Origin of the sequence: Pseudomonas fluorescens Q2-87 (assembly GCF_000281895.1) — a bacterium.
Classification (GTDB): Bacteria; Pseudomonadota; Gammaproteobacteria; order Pseudomonadales; family Pseudomonadaceae; genus Aquipseudomonas; species Aquipseudomonas fluorescens_S.
This window is the reverse complement of the sequence record NZ_CM001558.1, coordinates 6,019,565-6,036,706: the sequence shown is the minus strand read 5'-3', so window position 1 is coordinate 6,036,706 and position 17,142 is coordinate 6,019,565. Positions and strand designations below refer to the sequence as shown.

Here is a 17,142-nt window from a genome sequence, read left to right as displayed (position 1 = left end):
GAATGTCTTCCTCCAGGCGACTCGCGGTCCGTTATTGTGCGAGCATCGCTCGCTCCTGCAAGTGTGTAGCGGTTATTCATGAAAACCCCGGTTTGGTTCCCCCAGAGCTTCTTTTCCCGCACCCTCTGGCTGGTGCTCATTGTCGTGCTCTTCTCCAAGGCACTGACCCTGGTGTACCTGCTGATGAACGAGGATGTGCTCGTTGATCGGCAATACAGCCACGGCGTTGCCCTGACACTAAGGGCTTACTGGGCGGCGGACGAGACCAACCGGGCGAAGATCGCTGAAGCGGCGACACTGATCCGGGTCGTCGGTGCAGGTGTGCCGGAAGGCGAACAACACTGGCCCTACAGCGAAATCTATCAGCGGCAGATGCAGGCCGAACTCGGCGCCGATACCGAGGTGCGACTGCGCATGCATTCGCCACCGGCGTTGTGGGTGCGGGCGCCAAGCCTGGGCGATGGTTGGCTGAAAGTGCCGTTGTACCCTCATCCGCTGCGTGGCCAGAAGATCTGGAACGTGCTCGGTTGGTTCCTGGCCATCGGCCTGCTGTCGACGGCTTCGGCGTGGATCTTCGTCAGTCAGCTCAACCAACCCTTGAAACGCCTGGTCTATGCCGCCCGCCAACTGGGCCAAGGGCGCAGCGTACGACTGCCCGTCAGCGATACACCCAGCGAAATGACCGAGGTCTATCGCGCCTTCAACCAGATGGCCGAGGACGTCGAACAAGCCGGGCGGGAGCGCGAATTGATGCTGGCCGGCGTTTCCCACGACCTGCGTACGCCGCTGACCCGGCTGCGGCTGTCGCTGGAATTGATGGGCGAGCACACCGACCTGACCGATGAAATGGTCCGCGACATTGAAGACATGGATGCGATTCTCGACCAGTTCCTGGCGTTCATTCGTGACGGTCGCGACGAGTCCGTGGAAGAAGTGGACCTCAGCGAGCTGGTGCGGGAAGTGGCCGCGCCCTATAACCAGAACGATGAGAAAGTGCACCTGCGCCTGGAGCCTATCCAGCCGTTCCCGCTGCGCCGGGTGTCGATGAAACGCTTGCTGAATAACCTGATCGGTAATGCCTTGAACCATGCCGGTACTGGCGTGGAGGTGGCGGCTTATGTCTCCGGTGATACCAGCGCGCCCTATGTGGTGCTGAGCGTCATGGACCGTGGCGCCGGCATCGATCCGTCGGAATTGGAAGCCATTTTCAACCCCTTCACCCGAGGCGACCGTGCCCGGGGCGGGAAGGGCACGGGGCTGGGCCTGGCCATCGTCAAGCGCATAGCCTCGATGCACGGCGGTAACGTCGAACTGCGCAATCGCGTGGGTGGCGGGCTGGAAGCGCGGGTGCGGTTGCCGTTGGGGCTGATGTTGCCAAGGGATGCGGTTTAGCAGTTTCCCTTAGGTCACGCCGATGCCTTGTGGGAGCGAGCTTGCTCACGATGACGGTGTGTCAGCCAATATCATCGTCACTGAAATATCGCCATCGCGAGCAAGCTCGCTCCCACAGGGTTTTGTGCAGGGTCAGCCCTTGCCCTTGGTCCGGGTCATGTTTGGCCCGCCATTCTTTTCCAAGTGTTCGATGATGATTCCTGCCACGTTCTTGCTGGTGGTGGTTTCGATTCCTTCCAGGCCTGGCGAGGAATTCACCTCCATCACCAGTGGCCCGTGATTGGAGCGCAGGATGTCGACGCCGGCCACGGCCAGGCCCATGACCTTGGCGGCGCGCAGGGCTGTCATGCGTTCTTCCGGTGTGATCTTGATCAAGCTGGCACTGCCGCCGCGGTGCAGGTTGGAGCGAAACTCACCAGGCCGCGCCTGGCGTTTCATCGAGGCAATCACTTTGTCACCGACCACGAAGCAGCGAATGTCCGCGCCGCCGGCTTCCTTGATGTACTCCTGCACCATGATGTTCTGCTTCAGGCCCATGAACGCTTCGATCACCGATTCGGCCGCGGTTGCGGTTTCACACAGGACTACGCCGATGCCCTGGGTGCCTTCCAGCACCTTGATCACCAATGGCGCGCCGTTGACCATGGCGATCAAGTCGGGAATGTCATCCGGCGAGTGGGCGAAGCCGGTTACCGGCAGGCCGATACCGCGCCGCGACAGCAACTGCAGGGAGCGCAGCTTGTCCCGGGAGCGGGCGATGGCCACGGATTCGTTGAGGGGAAACACCCCCATCATTTCAAACTGGCGCAACACGGCGCAGCCATAGAACGTCACCGATGCGCCGATGCGCGGGATCACTGCATCGAACCCTTCCAGCGGTTTGCCACGGTAATGAATCTGCGGCTTGTGGCTGGCGATGTTCATATAGGCGCGCAGGGTATCGATCACCACCATTTCATGGCCCCGTTCGGTCCCGGCTTCGACCAGGCGACGGGTGGAATACAGACGCGGGTTACGCGACAGCACAGCGATCTTCATGCAACACCTGTGGCAGAGAGAGTGGACACCGGGAATGCCGGTTTGTCCTGAACGTATTTGGTACCCGGATTGACCACCAACTGGCCGTCGATCAAGGCTTTGGAACCCAATAACAGGCGATATCGCATGGACTTGCGGCAGGCGAGGGTGAACTCCACTCGCCAGATCCGATCACCCAGCGCCAACGTGGTACTGATCACGTAGCGGACCTGAGCGTGGCCGTTGGAACTCTTTATCGTCTTGCGCGCCACCAAGGGGGCTTCGCAGCGGCGATGACGCAGTTGCACCACCGTGCCGAGGTGCGCGGTGAAGCGCACCCATTTTTCGCCGTCGCGCTCGAATGGCTCGATGTCGGTAGCGTGCAAGCTGGAGGTGCTGGCCCCGGTGTCGATTTTTGCCCGCAGGCCCGCGACTCCCAAATCAGGGAGCGCTACCCACTCGCGCAGGCCGACAACGGTCAAATGGTTAAAAGTCTTCAATAAAAACAACCTGCGATCGATGCATCGGATCGTGGACTCCGCGGATCGCGGTATTCACGCAGAATAATCACAAAATGGCGACAGTTATCTACCTGCCTGTTTGCGCTCGTGACGTTGCAGGCAAACCGGGCCGGGGAAGTCGGCTCGGCGGCATTCTATCTGTCGGGCCGGATTCGTGCGCCCGACAAAAACGGTAGTACAGTTCTGACTATTGGCAGAAAGAGGAATTGCAGTGACACAAAAAAAGGAAGAGGACGACAAGGTCCGTCTCGATAAATGGCTGTGGGCGGCGCGATTCTATAAGACGCGGGCCCTCGCCAAGGCCGCTATCGAAAGCGGCAAGGTTCATCACCGGGGTGAACGTTGCAAACCGGGTAAAGAGCCGCGTGTCGGCGATGAGTTTGTCATTCGCACCGGGTTCGATGAAAAAACCGTGGTGGTGGAGGCCCTGTCGATCGTACGGCGCGGCGCGCCGCAAGCGCAGGCGCTCTATCGTGAAACGGATGCCAGCATTGCCAAGCGCGAAGCCGCGGCAGCTCAACGCAAGGCCGGCGCCCTGGGTGTCAGCACCGATGGCAAGCCGAGCAAGAAACAGCGCCGGGATTTGTTCAGGTTCCATGGCAGCAACAGCGAATAAGAAAGGCTGGCGCAAGGCCCGTGGCGAGGGAGCTTGCTCCCGCTGGGCTGCGCAGCGGCCCCGAAATCTTACGCTCGCTGCGCAACCGAGCGGGAGCAAGCTCCCTCGCCACGATTACATTTCAGATTGCGTTATCAGGCTCTTCCGGTCAGACAAACCCTCGGCTTGCTTGGAACCCACCGGCAATGCCCATAAAATGCCCGTCATTACTTGTCACCACTTCAGATACCAGACCCTATGACTGATTTACCGGATACCGACTACACCCAGCGTTTCATCTTCGATGACAGCGACGCCCGCGGCGAGCTGGTGGCGTTGGAGCGTAGCTACGCCGAAGTCCTCGCCAAGCATCCATATCCGGAGCCGGTCGCGCAGATGCTCGGCGAACTGATGGCCGCCGCGGCGCTGCTGGTCGGCACCTTGAAGTTCGATGGCTTGCTGATCCTCCAGGCCCGCTCCGAAGGCCCGGTGCCGCTGCTGATGATCGAGTGCTCCAGTGAGCGCGAGATCCGTGGCCTGGCCCGTTATGACGCCGAACAGATCGCCCCCGACGCGACACTGGCCGACATGATGCCCAATGGTGTGCTGGCCCTCACAGTCGACCCGACCCAGGGGCAGCGCTATCAGGGCATCGTCGATCTGGACGGTGCGAGCTTGTCCGAATGCTTCACCAACTACTTCGTCATGTCCCAACAAACCAATACGCGTTTCTGGCTCTATGCCGACGGTCGGCGCGCACGCGGTCTGCTGTTGCAGCAATTGCCTGCCGATCGCATTCGTGACCCGGAAGAGCGCGATGCCAGTTGGCAGCACGTCACCGCCCTGGCCAGCACCTTGAGCGCCGATGAACTGCTGGGCCTGGACAACGAAACCGTGCTGCATCGTCTTTATCACGAAGAGCAGGTGCGCCTGTTCGACGGCCAGCCGTTGCGCTTCCAATGCAGTTGCTCCCGTGAACGTTCCGGCAATGCGCTGGTCAGTCTGGGTCTGGAAGATGCGCAGCAACTGGTGATCGAACATGGCGGGGCCATCGAGGTGGATTGCCAGTTCTGCAACGAGCGCTACCTGTTCGACGCGGCGGACATTGCACAATTGTTCGCGGGTGCGGGTGTCGACACACCGTCAGATACCCGTCACTAAAACGCTTCAGCGCAGGTAAATCTCCTGGCAAACGCCGGATTTACGCCGTACTGACGGGAGGGCCCTACTTTTTTTGGGCTTTTCTGGCATAATCCGGCCCACTTTTTTCGGGTAGTAGTGCGCGACTTCCTACTACAAAACGTTTGGAGCACTCGGCCACGGGCCGACGGGGAATCTCATGACGCAAGCCAATAACGCCGTGTACACCGATCTGAGTGTCGATGATCTGGTCAAAGAAGCCCTGAATCGCGGTGAAGGCGAGCTTGCCGATACTGGCGCGCTGGTTGTTCGTACCGGTCACCGTACCGGTCGTTCGCCGGTCGACCGTTTCATCGTAGAAGAGCCAACCACCCAGGACGCTATCGCCTGGGGCCCGATCAACCGCAAGTTCCCAGCCGACAAGTTCGACGCCCTGTGGAATCGCGTTGAAGCCTACCTGGGCGAGCGCGAGCGTTTTGTCTCCCACGTGCATGTAGGTTCCGATCCTGCGCACTACCTGCCGGTCAAGATGACCACCGAGACTGCCTGGCACAACCTGTTCGGTCGTTGCCTGTTCATCAACCCCGAGCAGTACAATGCCGGTGGCAAGGATGAATGGCAGATCCTCAACGCTCCGAATTTTGTCTGCGAGCCTGAGCGCGACGGCACCAACTCCGACGGCACCGTGATCCTCAACTTCGCGGCCAAGAAAGTGCTGATCGCCGGCATGCGCTACGCCGGTGAAATGAAGAAAGCCCTGTTCTCCGTGCAGAACTTCCTGCTGCCGGCTGTTGACGTGCTGCCGATGCACTGCGCCGCCAACATGGGCGAAGAGGGCGATGTAACCCTGTTCTTCGGTCTGTCCGGCACCGGCAAGACCACCCTGTCCGCCGACGAAAGCCGTTACCTGATCGGTGACGACGAGCATGGTTGGGGTGTGGGCGTGGTCTTCAACATCGAAGGCGGTTGCTATGCCAAGTGCATCGACCTGTCCGAGAAGAACGAGCCGGTTATCTGGAAAGCCATCCAGCACGGCGCGGTATTGGAAAACGTTGTCCTGGACCCAGTCACCAAGAAAGCCGACTACGCCGACGACAGCCTGACCCAGAACAGCCGCGCGGCCTATCCGCGTGAACTGATCGAAAAACGCGCACCGAAAAACCTCGGTGGCGAGCCCAACGCCGTGATCTTCCTGACCTGCGACCTGACCGGCGTGCTGCCGCCTGTGTCGATCCTCAGCGAAGAACAAGCTGCCTATCACTTCCTGTCCGGCTACACCGCACTGGTTGGCTCGACCGAAATGGGTTCGGGCAGCGGCATCAAGTCGACCTTCTCCACCTGCTTCGGCGCTCCGTTCTTCCCGCGCCCAGCCGGCGAATACGCGGAACTGCTGATCAAGCGTATCCGTGGCTTCGGTTCCAAGGTCTATCTGGTCAACACCGGCTGGACCGGTGGCGGCTACGGCGTTGGCAAACGCTTCAACATCCCGACCACCCGTGCGGTGATCGCAGCGATTCAGAGCGGCGCGCTGATCGGTGCTGAAACCGAACACCTGGACATCATCAACCTGGACGTGCCCCTGGCCGTTCCAGGCGTCGAGACCGGTCTGTTGAACCCACGTAACACCTGGGCCGACAAAGCTGCCTACGACGAAGCAGCCAAGGCCTTGGCCGGTTTGTTCATCGAGAACTTCAAGAAGTTCGACGTGAGCGACGCGATCAAGGCGGCGGGTCCGCAGTTGTAAGAGTCGGTTAGCCGACAAAAAAGCCGCCTGATCAGGGCGGCTTTTTTATGAGCGACTGATTATGTCGAAGACTTTCGAGTCCCCTAGACCCCTTCCACTTCCTGCGTGTCCCATCTCTGCGCCTTGACTGCTTTGTAGAGCATGGCAATGGTCAGCGGCACCTTCTTGCCACGGCCCTTGGCCCTGCGCTTTTGAAAGACATCGAAGCCTTCCGGCTGAAAATAGCGATAAGCGTCGTAATCGATGAGGTCGATGGCGAACCGCTCTTCCAAGGCTTCCATCAGATGCCGCGCGTCCGCCCCATCGCAACCCAAATCCAGATTGATCGCGGTCTCCAGGCGAATCGTCTTGCGTTCAGGCAAGCCGATTTCTTCGTGGAGCAGTTCCATGAGTTGGCGCATGGCGTGGTCGTCGGGGAAGTCTGGCGCGAGATGCATGGTGAAAGGTCCGAAGTAAAAAGAGGCGCGTCTGTATCGCTGGAAAGTTTAGGGGAAACGGACGTCAGTTGGGAAAGAAGTAAGGTCTCACAACGGTCTCGGAACCAGTGCATCAGCTTGTCGGTAGCGGCCTGATGCCCGTAATGCAATGGCTAGCCATCTGGGAACGTCTTTCGCATTGATGTGTTTGACATACTGAGAATTGGAAGGCTGCGAGCAGATTTCTGAAGGTTTGGACTCACTGTGATTATTGAACCGCCACTGGTTCAGGAGCGCGTCGTGACGCAGCTTCCAGGTCCATCAACCCTCGGCCATAGGCTTCGCTGTTGGCGTAGACACCTGTGCGGTTGGCTGTCGCCAGTAGATGTTCGCGTATCTGCTGAGGGCTGAGCTGCGGGTAAAGGCTTTGTAGCGCCGCCAAGGCGCCACTGACCAAGGCTGCGGCCGGGGAGGTGCCGGCGGTTTGGACGTAAAGGCCATCCTTGCCCACCGTGAGCAAGCCTGCCTGTGCGCCCGCATCGCCGCCTGGGACGGCGATGCACCACGCAGCTGCGAGACCGCAGTAGTTGGATTTTCCATTGATGGCGCTGCCGTCGTTCTTTAATGCAACCACCGCGATCCAGCCTTTTTCCAGTTCAGGCAAGGCCACCGGCAACCCCGGTTCGGCCAGGGGCTCGCGCTTGAGTTCGTTGCCGGTAGGGAAGATGAACACGGCACCGTCGGATACCAATTTTCGGGCAACGGCCAGGGAGTCGGGCATCACCTGGTTGTAGCGTGCCTCGTTGATTTCCGTGGCGGGGATGGCGTTGGCCCACGAGTTGTTGAATAGGCGGGCGCCCTTGTCGAAACCGCTTTGCCAGGATTGGGCGATCTCGCTGTCGAAGAAAAACGGCTCGTTGTTATCGCCAAAACGAAAGGGGATCAACCGTGCATTGAACGCGATGCCGTGCATGCCCTGGTCGTCCTTGTTGGCAGCGAGAATGCCGGCCATCTGCGTGCCATGGCCGATGCGGTCGACTGTGCCGGGACGGTCCTCGACATAGTCAAATCCAGAATCAGCCAACCTGCCTTCGAACTCCTTGAGGCTGGCGTCGAGCCCCGAGTCGATCAGCGCCACGACAACATCCTGGCCGGTCCCGCCACGTGCATAGAGCGCGGAAGCCTTGACGACGGCAAGGCCTTGCTGGGCCTGATACTCCGGCGTTTCGAATAGAGCCGGATCCACCCCGGATCGTTCCGGGACGGTCAAGCAACCGGCCAGCAGTGAGACCGACATTATCGTCAGGACGCGTAGAGCGCAAAGTAGGTGTGGCACGGTTCGTTCCTTGAATAGAGGTGAGCGTCAGGCTTCCTGGCCTTGACGTAACGCATGGATTTGGGACGCACCTTACCGTGGCAACGAAGTCGGGACGAGGCATCAAAGTGCCTGGATTTGTATCGCCTCGTGGCAAAGCATAAGCAGCTTGAGGCTGTATCATCCGGTATCGTTTTTACCCTGACCTTTTCTCGACTCGCTGCGTAGCCCCGCTAGGCTTTGGGCATCGCAGCAGTCAAAGGAGCGACCGCGCATGCACAGCACCCTGGAACAGGTTTTTGGTTATTCACAGTTTCGTCCCGGTCAGGAGGCTGCCATTGGCGCGGTGCTGGCTGGTCGGTCGGCAGCCGCCATTTTTCCCACCGGGTCCGGCAAGTCCCTGTGTTATCAATTGCCGGCCCTGCTGTTACCACACCTGACCCTGGTGGTCTCGCCACTGCTGGCGCTGATGCAGGACCAATTGGCGTTCCTGCAGCGCCATGGCATCCCATCCGCCAGTATCGATTCGGCACAAAGCCGTGACGACGCCAGCGATGCCATGGCACGGGCCCGTTCGGGCGAGTTGAAGATCCTGATGGTTTCCGTGGAGCGCCTGAAGAACGAGCGTTTTCGTAACTTCTTGCAGCAAGTGCCGATTTCATTGCTGGTAGTAGACGAAGCGCACTGCATTTCGGAATGGGGACATAACTTTCGTCCTGACTATCTCAAGCTTCCCGACTATCAGCGTCAGTTCGACATCCCCCAGGTGTTGCTGCTGACAGCCACCGCGACCCCGCCGGTGATCGCCGACATGCAGGCGAAGTTCGCCATCGCCGCCGCCGATGTGGTGACGACCGGCTTCTACCGGCCCAACCTCAATTTGCTGGTCGAGCCCGTGAGCGGCGCGGACAAGCGTGGGCGACTGGTGCAATGGCTGGGCGAACGGCCCGGGCAACCGAGCATCGTCTATGTCACCCTGCAGCGAACCGCCGAGCAGATTGCCGAGCACCTGGACCGGCACGGTATTGGTGCCGAGGCCTATCACGCCGGCTTGCCCCATGAGCAGCGCGAAGCCATCCAGCGACGGTTCATGGAGGGACAATCCAACTGTATCGTTGCGACCATCGCGTTCGGCATGGGCATCGACAAGAGTGATATCCGCAACGTGGTGCATTTCGACCTGCCCAAATCCATCGAAAACTACAGCCAGGAGATCGGCCGGGCCGGGCGGGACGGGCACCCCTCCAATTGCCTGGTGCTGGCCAACCGCGACAGCCTCAATGTGCTGGAAAACTTCGTCTACGGCGATACGCCCGAGCTGGACGGCATTGGTTGCGTGCTGGACGAGCTGAAAGCCGCCGCACTCGATGGGCAATGGGAATTCCTGCTGGGGCCGCTGGCTGATCAGAGCAACATTCGCCAGCTACCGCTCAAGACGCTGCTCGTCCAGTTGGAGCTGCGCCGGCTGATCGCACCGCGTTATGCCTATTTCGCGGAGTACCGCTTCAAGTTCCTGAGCGAGCCGCAAGTGCTGCTGGAACACTTCGAAGGTGAGCGAAGGGATTTCGTCTCGGCGATCATCCAGACCTCCAGCCGTGCCCGGACCTGGGCCACGGTGAACTTCGACGGGATATACCAGCAGTATCACGCGGAGCGTCATCGGGTGGTCAAGGCATTGGATTATTTCCAGGAGAAGGGCTGGATTGAGCTGGAAAGCAAACAGATGACCGAGGTGTATAGCGTGCTGGAAACGGCCTTTGACCCACAGCCCCTGAGCCACGAGCTGCACGCTTATTTCACCCGACATGAGCGCGGTGAAATCGCACGGATCCACGCCATGCTCGAGTTGTTTGCCACTGATCGCTGCCTCGGCTATCGGTTGGCGCAGTATTTTGGCGATGACAATGCGCCCCGGCAGTGCGGCCATTGCTCAGTGTGCCATGGGCAGGTCGCCCGCCTGCCGGATCCGCCTGAGTTGCCCGCGCTTGTGGATAAAAGCTTCGAGGCGCTGTGCACGGATTTTATCCACAAGCATGAGCAGCACACCGGTAGCGTGCCTTCCGCTGAGCGACTGACCCGGTTCCTGTTAGGGATCAGCGTGCCGCTGTTCACCCGATTGAAGGCGCGGAAGATTCGCGGATACGGCGCCTTGGAAGAGTATCCGTACGCTGAAGTTCGCCAGTGGGCCCAAAGGTACCTCTGAGCTGAATCCATCCGATGAATGCCCTCCATCACACGAATAAATTTCAAAAACCCCCTGGGCCTGACTATGGTGAACGCTGTCCTTGGATCGCCAACAAGAGAGCAAACATGAGCCAGACAACCTTCGATATTCAGCGCGCCGCAGTGGTCGGGGCGGGCACCATGGGTCGCGGCATCGTCATGTGCCTGGCCAATGCCGGCGTCGCGGTGCAATGGGTCGACAACAACCCGCAGATGCTCGAACAGGCGCTGCTGGCGGTGGCACAGACCTACGGCCATAGCGTGCGCCAGGGCCGTATCGACAAGGACGAGGCCGATGCCCGGATCGCTCGGGTGACGCGAGCGGATGACTACGCGGCGATCCGCAATGTGGATCTGGTGATCGAAGCGGTCTACGAAAACCTGGAACTCAAGCAGAAGATATTTCGCGAGCTGGACGGCCTGCTCAAGCCAGAGGCCATCCTGGCGAGCAATACCTCGGCGCTGGATATCGATGCCATCGCCGCCGCTACCCGCCGGCCCAGCCAGGTGCTGGGGCTGCATTTCTTCAGTCCGGCGCACATCATGAAACTGCTGGAGATCGTTCGCGGAGCGCAAACCTCCAAAGCCGTGCTGGACGCGGCCCTGGTGTTGGGCAAGCGCATGGGCAAGGTCAGCGTGGTCTCGGGTAATTGTCATGGTTTCATCGGCAACCGCATGCTCCACCCCTATGTGCTGGAGGCTCGCAAGATGCTGCTGGAGGGGGTTTTTCCCCATCAGATCGATGGGGCGCTGCAAGGCTTCGGTTTCGCCATGGGGCCGTTTCGTATGTACGACGTCGTCGGGATCGACCTGGAATGGCGCGCCCGTGAGCTGGCAGGCAAAGGCCAGGATGCGCCCGAGGTGCAGGTGGACAATCGCTTGTGCGAACTGGGACGGTTCGGTCAGAAAAGCGGCAATGGGTACTACCACTACGAACCGGGTAGTCGACAGGCCGAGCATGACGTCGAGGTCGATGCACTGGTGCTGCGGGTCAGTGAGGCGTTGGGGTTCCAGCGTCGCGAGATTGGCCCGGAGGAAATCCTTGAGCGCTGCTTGCTGGCGCTGGTCAACGAAGGCGCCAAGATCCTGCAGGAAGGCATCGCCGAGTCGGCCCATGATATCGACCTGGTCTACCTCAACGGCTACGGGTTTCCAGCGGACAAGGGCGGCCCGATGGCTTGGGCCGACGGGCAGGGACTCGACGATATCCACGCACGCCTGCTGGAGCTCGAAACGAAGCAGGGCGACCAGTGGAAGCCTGCGCGACTGATCGGGGAGCTGGCAGCACAAGGCAAGGGATTCGCGAACCGATAAGTCGTCATCCCGTGGACCATTGAACAACCATGAAGAGCAACTGATGCCCCAACGTAACGAATACCCGCACTTGCAGCCCATTACCACGCGCTGGCACGACAATGACGTGTACGGTCACGTCAACAACGTCACGTACTACAGCTTTTTCGATACGGCAGTGAATACCTACCTGATCGAAGTCGGCGGCCTGGATATCCATGATGGAGAGGTGGCGGGGTTCGTGGTGAGTTCGGCCTGCGACTATTTTGCCTCGATCTCGTTTCCGGACCGGATTGAAATCGGCTTGAGGGTCGGGAAGCTGGGCAGCAGTTCCGTGCAGTACGAGTTGGCGGTGTTCAAGGCCGGCGAGGAAGAGGCCTGTGCGGCGGGACGCTTCGTGCATGTGTTCGTGGATCGGGCCTCGAATCGGCCAGTTGCGATTCCGGATCCGTTGCGCGGGGCTTTGGAGCGTTTGGTGGTCTGAAATAAAAAATCGCAGCCTCCAGTCAGCTATGTGAGCTGCCGGAGGCTGCGATCTTCAACGGCTAGTATCGATCAGCCGTTAGTCGCGGTAGTAGCGATGATGCTTCTTGCGATGCCCATAGGCATGGCCGCGACCTGGATGGCCGTCACGGTAGTAGCGACGGTCACCACGACGATCATCGTAACGACGATCATCATCGTCGTCCTTGCCCATGTAGTTACCCAGCGCGCCGCCAGCACCACCGCCGGCTGCCGCACCGATCAGGCTACCGGTGCTGCCACCGACGCTACGACCGACCACGTTACCGCCCGCTGCGCCCAACGCGCCGCCGATGGCTGCTTCGCCGCGGCTGTGTTTGTCTGCACCGACCGCACTACCGCCAGCGCCACCCAGGGCTGCGCCGATAGTGGAACCGGTGTTGCCGCCCAGGGACTGGCCGACGACCGAACCCAAAACCCCGCCCAATGCGCCGCCAACACCTGCTTCGGCAGTGCCGCCGGCAGAAGCGACGCCACTGATCAGGCCAAGGGACAACAAGAGAATGGAGGAGAACTTCATAGAGGAGCCTCAAAGGGATGACGGCGCGATCCTGAGGCTGGCTTCGCTTGCTGACAATAGAAATCCGACGAGTAACACGACTTGTGCACAATTCGCTAAGTTATTGTTTTCTGGTCGGAACTTAAGCAGGTTTGGCCGGTCTTTAGCTACTTCGGACAGGCCGTTTTCTATGGAAAACGGCCTTTTTTGTGGGCGCTCGAAAAGCGTGATGAGGGCGAGCGCCCCCATCACCCAGGCTGTGTCAGGCCGACTTGGCCAGGATCATCCCGCTCTCGCTTGCTGCTTCCAGGCGGATTGCCACGAATTTCGAGGTCGGGGTGTCGCTGCCGTCACCGGTGCTTTCCAGCGGGACCAGCGGATTCACCTCAGGGTAATACGCAGCGGCCTGCCCGGCAGGAATGTCGAATGCCAGCAAGGTGAAACCCTTGACGCGGCGCTCGCGGCCATCATCCCAGAGCGAAACGATATCGGCCTTCTGCCCCGGCTTGAAGCCCAGGCGAATGATGTCCGCTTCGTTGACGAACAACACATCCCGCTGGCCTTTCACACCGCGGTAGCGGTCATCGAGGCCATAAATGGTGGTGTTGTACTGGTCGTGGGAGCGCATGGACTGCATGATCAGGTCCGGCAATTGCCCGGTAGCGCGGGTGCGCTCGTGCACCAGGTCAGTCGGCAACCTGTTGGGCTTGAAATTGGCGCGGCCCGAAGCGGTACTCCAGCGACGCGCTCCGGCGCTGTTGCCCAGATAGAAACCGCCGGGGTTCTGGAGCTTTTCGTTGAAGTCCTTGAACCCTGGGACAGTGTCGGCGATCAGGTCGCGAATGCGGCTGTAGTCGGCGACCAGCCAGTTCCAGTCCACCGGGCGGCTGCCCAGCGTCGCGGCGGCGATACCGGCGATGATCCAAGGCTCGGAGCGCATCTGGTTCGACAGTGGCTGTAGCTGGCCCTTTGAGGCATGGACCATGCTGAAGGAGTCTTCGACGGTCACCGCTTGCGCGCCTTCGGTTTGCAGATCGATGTCGGTACGGCCCAGGCACGGCAGAATCAGGGCCTCCTTGCCGTGGGCCAGATGGCTGCGATTGAGCTTGGTGCTGATCTGCACGGTCAGGTCGCAGTTGGCCAAGGCCTGGAAGGTGCGGTGGCTGTCCGGCGTGGCTTGGGCAAAGTTGCCGCCCAGGCCGATGAACACCTTTGCCCGGCCATCAGCCATGGCATGAATCGCCTCGACCACGTTGTGGCCGTTTTCGCGCGGTACCTTGAACTGGAAGCGGCGCTCCAGCGCGTCGAGGAAAGCCGCCGGCGGGCGCTCGTTGATGCCCATGGTCCGGTCGCCCTGCACGTTGCTGTGGCCGCGCACCGGGCACAGGCCTGCGCCCGGCCGGCCAATATTGCCGCGCAGCATCATCAGGTTGGCGATTTCCTGGATGGTCGCCACCGAGTGGCGATGCTGGGTAATACCCATCGCCCAGCACATGATCACATTCTTGCTTTTGGCGTACATGCGCGCCGCCTGCTCGATCTCGACCAAGGTCATGCCCGACTGCTCGACGATCTGTTCCCAGGGGGTGTCGTCGACCACGGCCAGGTAATCCAGCACATTGATGCTGTGCTCGTTGAGGAAAGCGTGGTCGAACACCGCTGCCGCGCCGCTGTTTTGCGCATCACGTTCCCATTGCAGCAGGAACTTCGCCATGCCCCGCAAGATCGCCATGTCGCCACCCAAGGCCGGACGGAAATAGGCGGTATTGGTCGGTTTATCACCGTTGGTGAGCATTTCGAGCGGGTGCTGCGGATGCTGGAAACGTTCCAGGCCGCGTTCCTTGAGCGGGTTGATGCACACCACCTGAGCGCCGCGTTTCACCGCTTCACGCAGCGGCTCGAGCATCCGAGGGTGGTTGGTGCCGGGGTTCTGCCCCCAGACGAAAATCGCATCGGCGTGTTCGAAATCGTCGAAAGTCACCGTGCCCTTGCCCACACCGACGCTCTGGGACAACGCCACGCCGCTGGCTTCGTGGCACATGTTCGAGCAGTCGGGAAAGTTATTGGTGCCGTAGGTGCGCACGAACAGTTGATAGAGGTAGGCCGCTTCGTTGCTGGCCCGGCCCGAGGTGTAGAACTCGGCCTGGTTGGGGCTGGAAAGCCCATGCAGGTGCCGGCCGATCAGGGCAAACGCGGCATCCCAGCTGATGGGTTTGTAACGGTCGGTTGCGGCGTCGTAGCTCATCGGCTCGGTCAGGCGACCCTGGTATTCGAGCCAGTAATCGCTTTGCTCCAGCAACGACGTCACGCTGTGCTTGGCAAAGAATGCCCCGTCGACACGGCGCTTGGTGGCTTCCCAGTTTACGGCCTTGGCGCCGTTCTCACAGAACTTGACCATGCCGCTTTCCGGCGAGTCGCCCCAGGCACAGCCTGGGCAGTCGAAACCGCCGTTCTGGTTGGTCTTGAGCATCATGCGGATGTTCTTCAACGCATTGTCGCTGGTCAGCCAGGCCTGGGCGACACTGATCAGCGCACCCCAACCACCGGCCGGGCCCTTGTAAGGCTTGTAGCGCGGTACGGGTTTCTGGTCGGCTTGTTGATGATTGCTCACGCTTGATTCTCCATCGCAGGGCTGTAGACCCGCGGCGCACTCTTTTGCGGCAGGTGGATAAGGTTGAGGTTGTGCTGGCGGGCCCATTGCACGGCGAGGCCGGTGGGCGACGACAGGCTGACCAGCGTCTGGATGCCGGCGCGCAACACTTTCTGGATCAGTTCGAGGCTGCAACGACTGGTAACGATCGCCACGCCACCGGTCACCGGGACCTGTTGCCGGACCAACGCGCCGATCAGTTTGTCGAGCGCGTTGTGCCGGCCAATGTCTTCGCGGCCCAACAGCAACTCGCCTTCGGCATTCATGAACAGCGCCGCGTGAACCGCCCCGCAGTATTGGCCCAGGGGCTGGAACTGTCCGATGCGCTGGCGCAGGCCTTCGAGCCACTGTGCTGGTGGTAACGGCGCGCCGGGCAATTTCTTTAGGTTCGGCAGCGCCTGTTCGACCGCTTCCACACCGCATAACCCGCACCCGCTGGTGCCCGCCAATTGCCGGCGTTGCTGCTTGAGGTTCCAGAAGGCGCGGTTGGCGATGGTCACCTGGGCATAGTGCGCAGAACCGGCGCCGCTCAGTTGCAGGTCATAGATGTCCGATGAATCTTTGATGATGCCGCTGCCGAGGCTGAAACCGACGATGAAGTCTTCAAGATCGGTAGGCGTGACCAGCATGACGGCCTGGCTGATGCCGTTATAGGCGATCGCCAACGCCACTTCCTCGGCCAGCGCGGTGCTGTCCGATTGGGAATGGTCAAGATCGCAGTAGCGATAGCTCTGGCTGGCGGCGGGCACGGGCGCTTCCACCGCGGGCACCGGACAGGCCGGAGGCTTGGTTTTCATGGCATCACCGACGGTTTGAATAGTGACAAGACTAAATGCGGCAATCTGCCACGTCTAATTGCTATTACTGATCCATCAATAGATGACGTCGATCAAGAAGGGCTTGATGATTTCTGATAGAGGGCGAAACAGGCCTCGGCCAAGGCCGAGCGCGGGGCACCACGGCGCATGATCAGCCCAAGCGGGACAAGGGTTTGCGCGCTTTCCATGGGCTGAATACGTAAGTCTTCAGTCAGTACGTCCAGGCCGCTGTTCAACGGCATCACCGCGCAACACAGCCCGCCGTGTACCGCTTGGAGCAACTGATGTACGGCGTCGGTTTGCAGCAATGGGCGTGGTGTGAGGCCCCGACTGTGGAAATTGTGGTCGATGGATTGGCGAAAATGCATGCCGCTGGTGAGCATGCCCAAGGGCAATTCGACCAGCGCTTCCCAGGTCAGCGGTTGTTCGCCGAAGAAAAAGTAGCGTTGGTCGTACAAAAGGCCCATGCGGGTATGGGCGAAGGGCAGGGCTTCGAACCGTTCATTGTCCAGTCGTTCCAGGTAGGAAATGCCCAGGTCGATGCGGTTGTTCGCCAGGTGTTCGAGGATGTTTTCAGAGCTCAGGGACGACAGCTCGAAACGCAGGTTGGGGTGTTCGGCATGCAAGCGTTGCATGATGGATAACGGGTCGAAGTCCGACAACGGCACCACGCCCAGGCGCAGCGTGCCGACCAGGTTGCCGCGACAGGCCGCCGCTTCGGCCTGCAAGCCGTCATAGGCCGCCAGCACCGTGCGTGCCCATGCCAGCACCCGTTCCCCCGGGGCGGTGAAACCTTCAAAGCGCTGGCCGCGATTGACCAGTGGCAAGTCGAGTTCCTCTTCAAGGCTGCGCAGGCGCATCGACAGGGTCGGCTGGGTGATATGGCAACGGGCGGCGGCCTGGCCGAAGTGGCGGGTTTCGTCCAGCGCGATCAGAAATTTCAGCTGCTTGATGTCCATCTTCGCTCCAAGACGCGGGAAGGTTCGGATTCTAGCGC

Annotated in this window: 15 protein-coding genes; 7 read left to right on the top strand and 8 right to left on the bottom strand. The window is 60.5% G+C overall.

Annotation, left to right across the window (positions count from 1 at the left end):
* The first annotated feature begins 78 nt into the window (after positions 1-78).
* Entirely contained in the window at positions 79-1,392 is a 1,314-nt protein-coding gene (locus PFLQ2_RS01285) for an ATP-binding protein (protein WP_003186824.1), read from the top strand.
* Between the two features lie 132 nt (positions 1,393-1,524).
* On the opposite strand, the gene rimK is transcribed toward PFLQ2_RS01285, so the two are convergent.
* Both rimK and PFLQ2_RS01295 read right to left on the bottom strand, forming a co-directional pair.
* Positions 1,525-2,430 carry a 30S ribosomal protein S6--L-glutamate ligase gene (rimK, locus tag PFLQ2_RS01290; RefSeq protein ID WP_003186822.1) on the bottom strand — a complete coding sequence of 302 codons (906 nt, stop codon included), beginning with the start codon at positions 2,428-2,430 and terminating at the stop codon, positions 1,525-1,527.
* Positions 2,427-2,891 carry an ATP-dependent zinc protease family protein gene (locus tag PFLQ2_RS01295; RefSeq protein WP_172680644.1) on the bottom strand — a complete coding sequence of 155 codons (465 nt, stop codon included), beginning with the start codon at positions 2,889-2,891 and terminating at the stop codon, positions 2,427-2,429. The genes rimK and PFLQ2_RS01295 overlap by 4 nt, the downstream gene beginning before the upstream one ends.
* A 250-nt stretch (positions 2,892-3,141) precedes the next feature.
* On the opposite strand from PFLQ2_RS01295, the gene PFLQ2_RS01300 reads away from it, so the two are divergent.
* From PFLQ2_RS01300 to PFLQ2_RS01310, 3 genes are all read left to right on the top strand, one after another.
* The gene (locus tag PFLQ2_RS01300; protein ID WP_003186820.1) at positions 3,142-3,546 is read left to right on the top strand and encodes an RNA-binding S4 domain-containing protein; all 405 of its coding nucleotides are present in this window, start codon (positions 3,142-3,144) and stop codon (positions 3,544-3,546) included.
* 237 nt (positions 3,547-3,783) lie between these two features.
* The gene (hslO, locus tag PFLQ2_RS01305) at positions 3,784-4,686 is read left to right on the top strand and encodes an Hsp33 family molecular chaperone HslO (RefSeq protein WP_003186819.1); all 903 of its coding nucleotides are present in this window, start codon (positions 3,784-3,786) and stop codon (positions 4,684-4,686) included.
* Positions 4,687-4,864: 178 nt separating this feature from the next.
* Positions 4,865-6,409 (top strand): phosphoenolpyruvate carboxykinase, encoded by a 1,545-nt coding sequence (locus PFLQ2_RS01310; protein WP_003186818.1) that lies wholly within the window; start codon positions 4,865-4,867, stop codon positions 6,407-6,409.
* An 83-nt stretch (positions 6,410-6,492) separates the two neighbouring features.
* On the opposite strand, the gene PFLQ2_RS01315 is transcribed toward PFLQ2_RS01310, so the two are convergent.
* A complete protein-coding gene (locus tag PFLQ2_RS01315) occupies positions 6,493-6,846 on the bottom strand; it encodes a DUF1493 family protein (RefSeq protein WP_003186816.1) in 354 nt (117 codons plus the stop codon).
* A 247-nt stretch (positions 6,847-7,093) separates the two neighbouring features.
* Complete coding sequence (locus PFLQ2_RS01320) at positions 7,094-8,122, bottom strand: S8 family peptidase (protein WP_033046344.1); 1,029 nt, start codon at positions 8,120-8,122, stop codon at positions 7,094-7,096.
* A gap of 292 nt (positions 8,123-8,414) precedes the next feature.
* Here PFLQ2_RS01320 and PFLQ2_RS01325 point away from each other — a divergent pair, with 292 nt between their 5' ends.
* The 3 genes from PFLQ2_RS01325 (at position 8,415) to PFLQ2_RS01335 (ending at position 12,140) form a co-directional block, all read left to right on the top strand.
* Complete coding sequence (locus tag PFLQ2_RS01325) at positions 8,415-10,343, top strand: RecQ family ATP-dependent DNA helicase (protein ID WP_003186814.1); 1,929 nt, start codon at positions 8,415-8,417, stop codon at positions 10,341-10,343.
* Positions 10,344-10,450: 107 nt separating this feature from the next.
* The gene (locus tag PFLQ2_RS01330) at positions 10,451-11,677 is read left to right on the top strand and encodes a 3-hydroxyacyl-CoA dehydrogenase (protein ID WP_003186813.1); all 1,227 of its coding nucleotides are present in this window, start codon (positions 10,451-10,453) and stop codon (positions 11,675-11,677) included.
* A 43-nt stretch (positions 11,678-11,720) separates the two neighbouring features.
* Positions 11,721-12,140, top strand: coding sequence for an acyl-CoA thioesterase (locus tag PFLQ2_RS01335; RefSeq protein WP_003186812.1), 420 nt, complete (start codon positions 11,721-11,723; stop codon positions 12,138-12,140).
* A 78-nt stretch (positions 12,141-12,218) separates the two neighbouring features.
* Here the strand turns inward: PFLQ2_RS01335 and PFLQ2_RS01340 are convergent, their stop codons facing one another.
* From PFLQ2_RS01340 to PFLQ2_RS01355, 4 genes are all read right to left on the bottom strand, one after another.
* Positions 12,219-12,698, bottom strand: a complete 480-nt coding sequence (locus PFLQ2_RS01340; RefSeq protein ID WP_003186811.1) for a glycine zipper domain-containing protein — start codon at positions 12,696-12,698, stop codon at positions 12,219-12,221.
* A gap of 241 nt (positions 12,699-12,939) precedes the next feature.
* On the bottom strand, positions 12,940-15,288 hold the full coding sequence (locus PFLQ2_RS01345; protein ID WP_003186810.1) for an FdhF/YdeP family oxidoreductase: 2,349 nt from the start codon (positions 15,286-15,288) through the stop codon (positions 12,940-12,942).
* Positions 15,285-16,124: a formate dehydrogenase accessory sulfurtransferase FdhD gene (gene fdhD, locus PFLQ2_RS01350; RefSeq protein ID WP_003186809.1), complete on the bottom strand. Its 840-nt coding sequence runs from the start codon at positions 16,122-16,124 to the stop codon at positions 15,285-15,287. The genes PFLQ2_RS01345 and fdhD overlap by 4 nt, the downstream gene beginning before the upstream one ends.
* Positions 16,125-16,216: 92 nt before the next feature.
* Positions 16,217-17,104: a LysR family transcriptional regulator gene (locus tag PFLQ2_RS01355; protein ID WP_003186808.1), complete on the bottom strand. Its 888-nt coding sequence runs from the start codon at positions 17,102-17,104 to the stop codon at positions 16,217-16,219.
* Positions 17,105-17,142 lie beyond the last annotated feature (38 nt).

Coding starts and splice junctions, on each gene's coding strand:
- PFLQ2_RS01285 (WP_003186824.1), top strand. CDS start 79: ATGAAAACCCCGGTTTGGTTCCCCCAGAGCTTCTTTTCCCGCACCCTC.
- rimK (WP_003186822.1), bottom strand. CDS start 2,430: ATGAAGATCGCTGTGCTGTCGCGTAACCCGCGTCTGTATTCCACCCGT.
- hslO (WP_003186819.1), top strand. CDS start 3,784: ATGACTGATTTACCGGATACCGACTACACCCAGCGTTTCATCTTCGAT.
- PFLQ2_RS01310 (WP_003186818.1), top strand. CDS start 4,865: ATGACGCAAGCCAATAACGCCGTGTACACCGATCTGAGTGTCGATGAT.
- PFLQ2_RS01315 (WP_003186816.1), bottom strand. CDS start 6,846: ATGCATCTCGCGCCAGACTTCCCCGACGACCACGCCATGCGCCAACTC.
- PFLQ2_RS01320 (WP_033046344.1), bottom strand. CDS start 8,122: ATGTCGGTCTCACTGCTGGCCGGTTGCTTGACCGTCCCGGAACGATCC.
- PFLQ2_RS01325 (WP_003186814.1), top strand. CDS start 8,415: ATGCACAGCACCCTGGAACAGGTTTTTGGTTATTCACAGTTTCGTCCC.
- PFLQ2_RS01330 (WP_003186813.1), top strand. CDS start 10,451: ATGAGCCAGACAACCTTCGATATTCAGCGCGCCGCAGTGGTCGGGGCG.
- PFLQ2_RS01335 (WP_003186812.1), top strand. CDS start 11,721: ATGCCCCAACGTAACGAATACCCGCACTTGCAGCCCATTACCACGCGC.
- PFLQ2_RS01340 (WP_003186811.1), bottom strand. CDS start 12,698: ATGAAGTTCTCCTCCATTCTCTTGTTGTCCCTTGGCCTGATCAGTGGC.
- fdhD (WP_003186809.1), bottom strand. CDS start 16,124: ATGAAAACCAAGCCTCCGGCCTGTCCGGTGCCCGCGGTGGAAGCGCCC.
- PFLQ2_RS01355 (WP_003186808.1), bottom strand. CDS start 17,104: ATGGACATCAAGCAGCTGAAATTTCTGATCGCGCTGGACGAAACCCGC.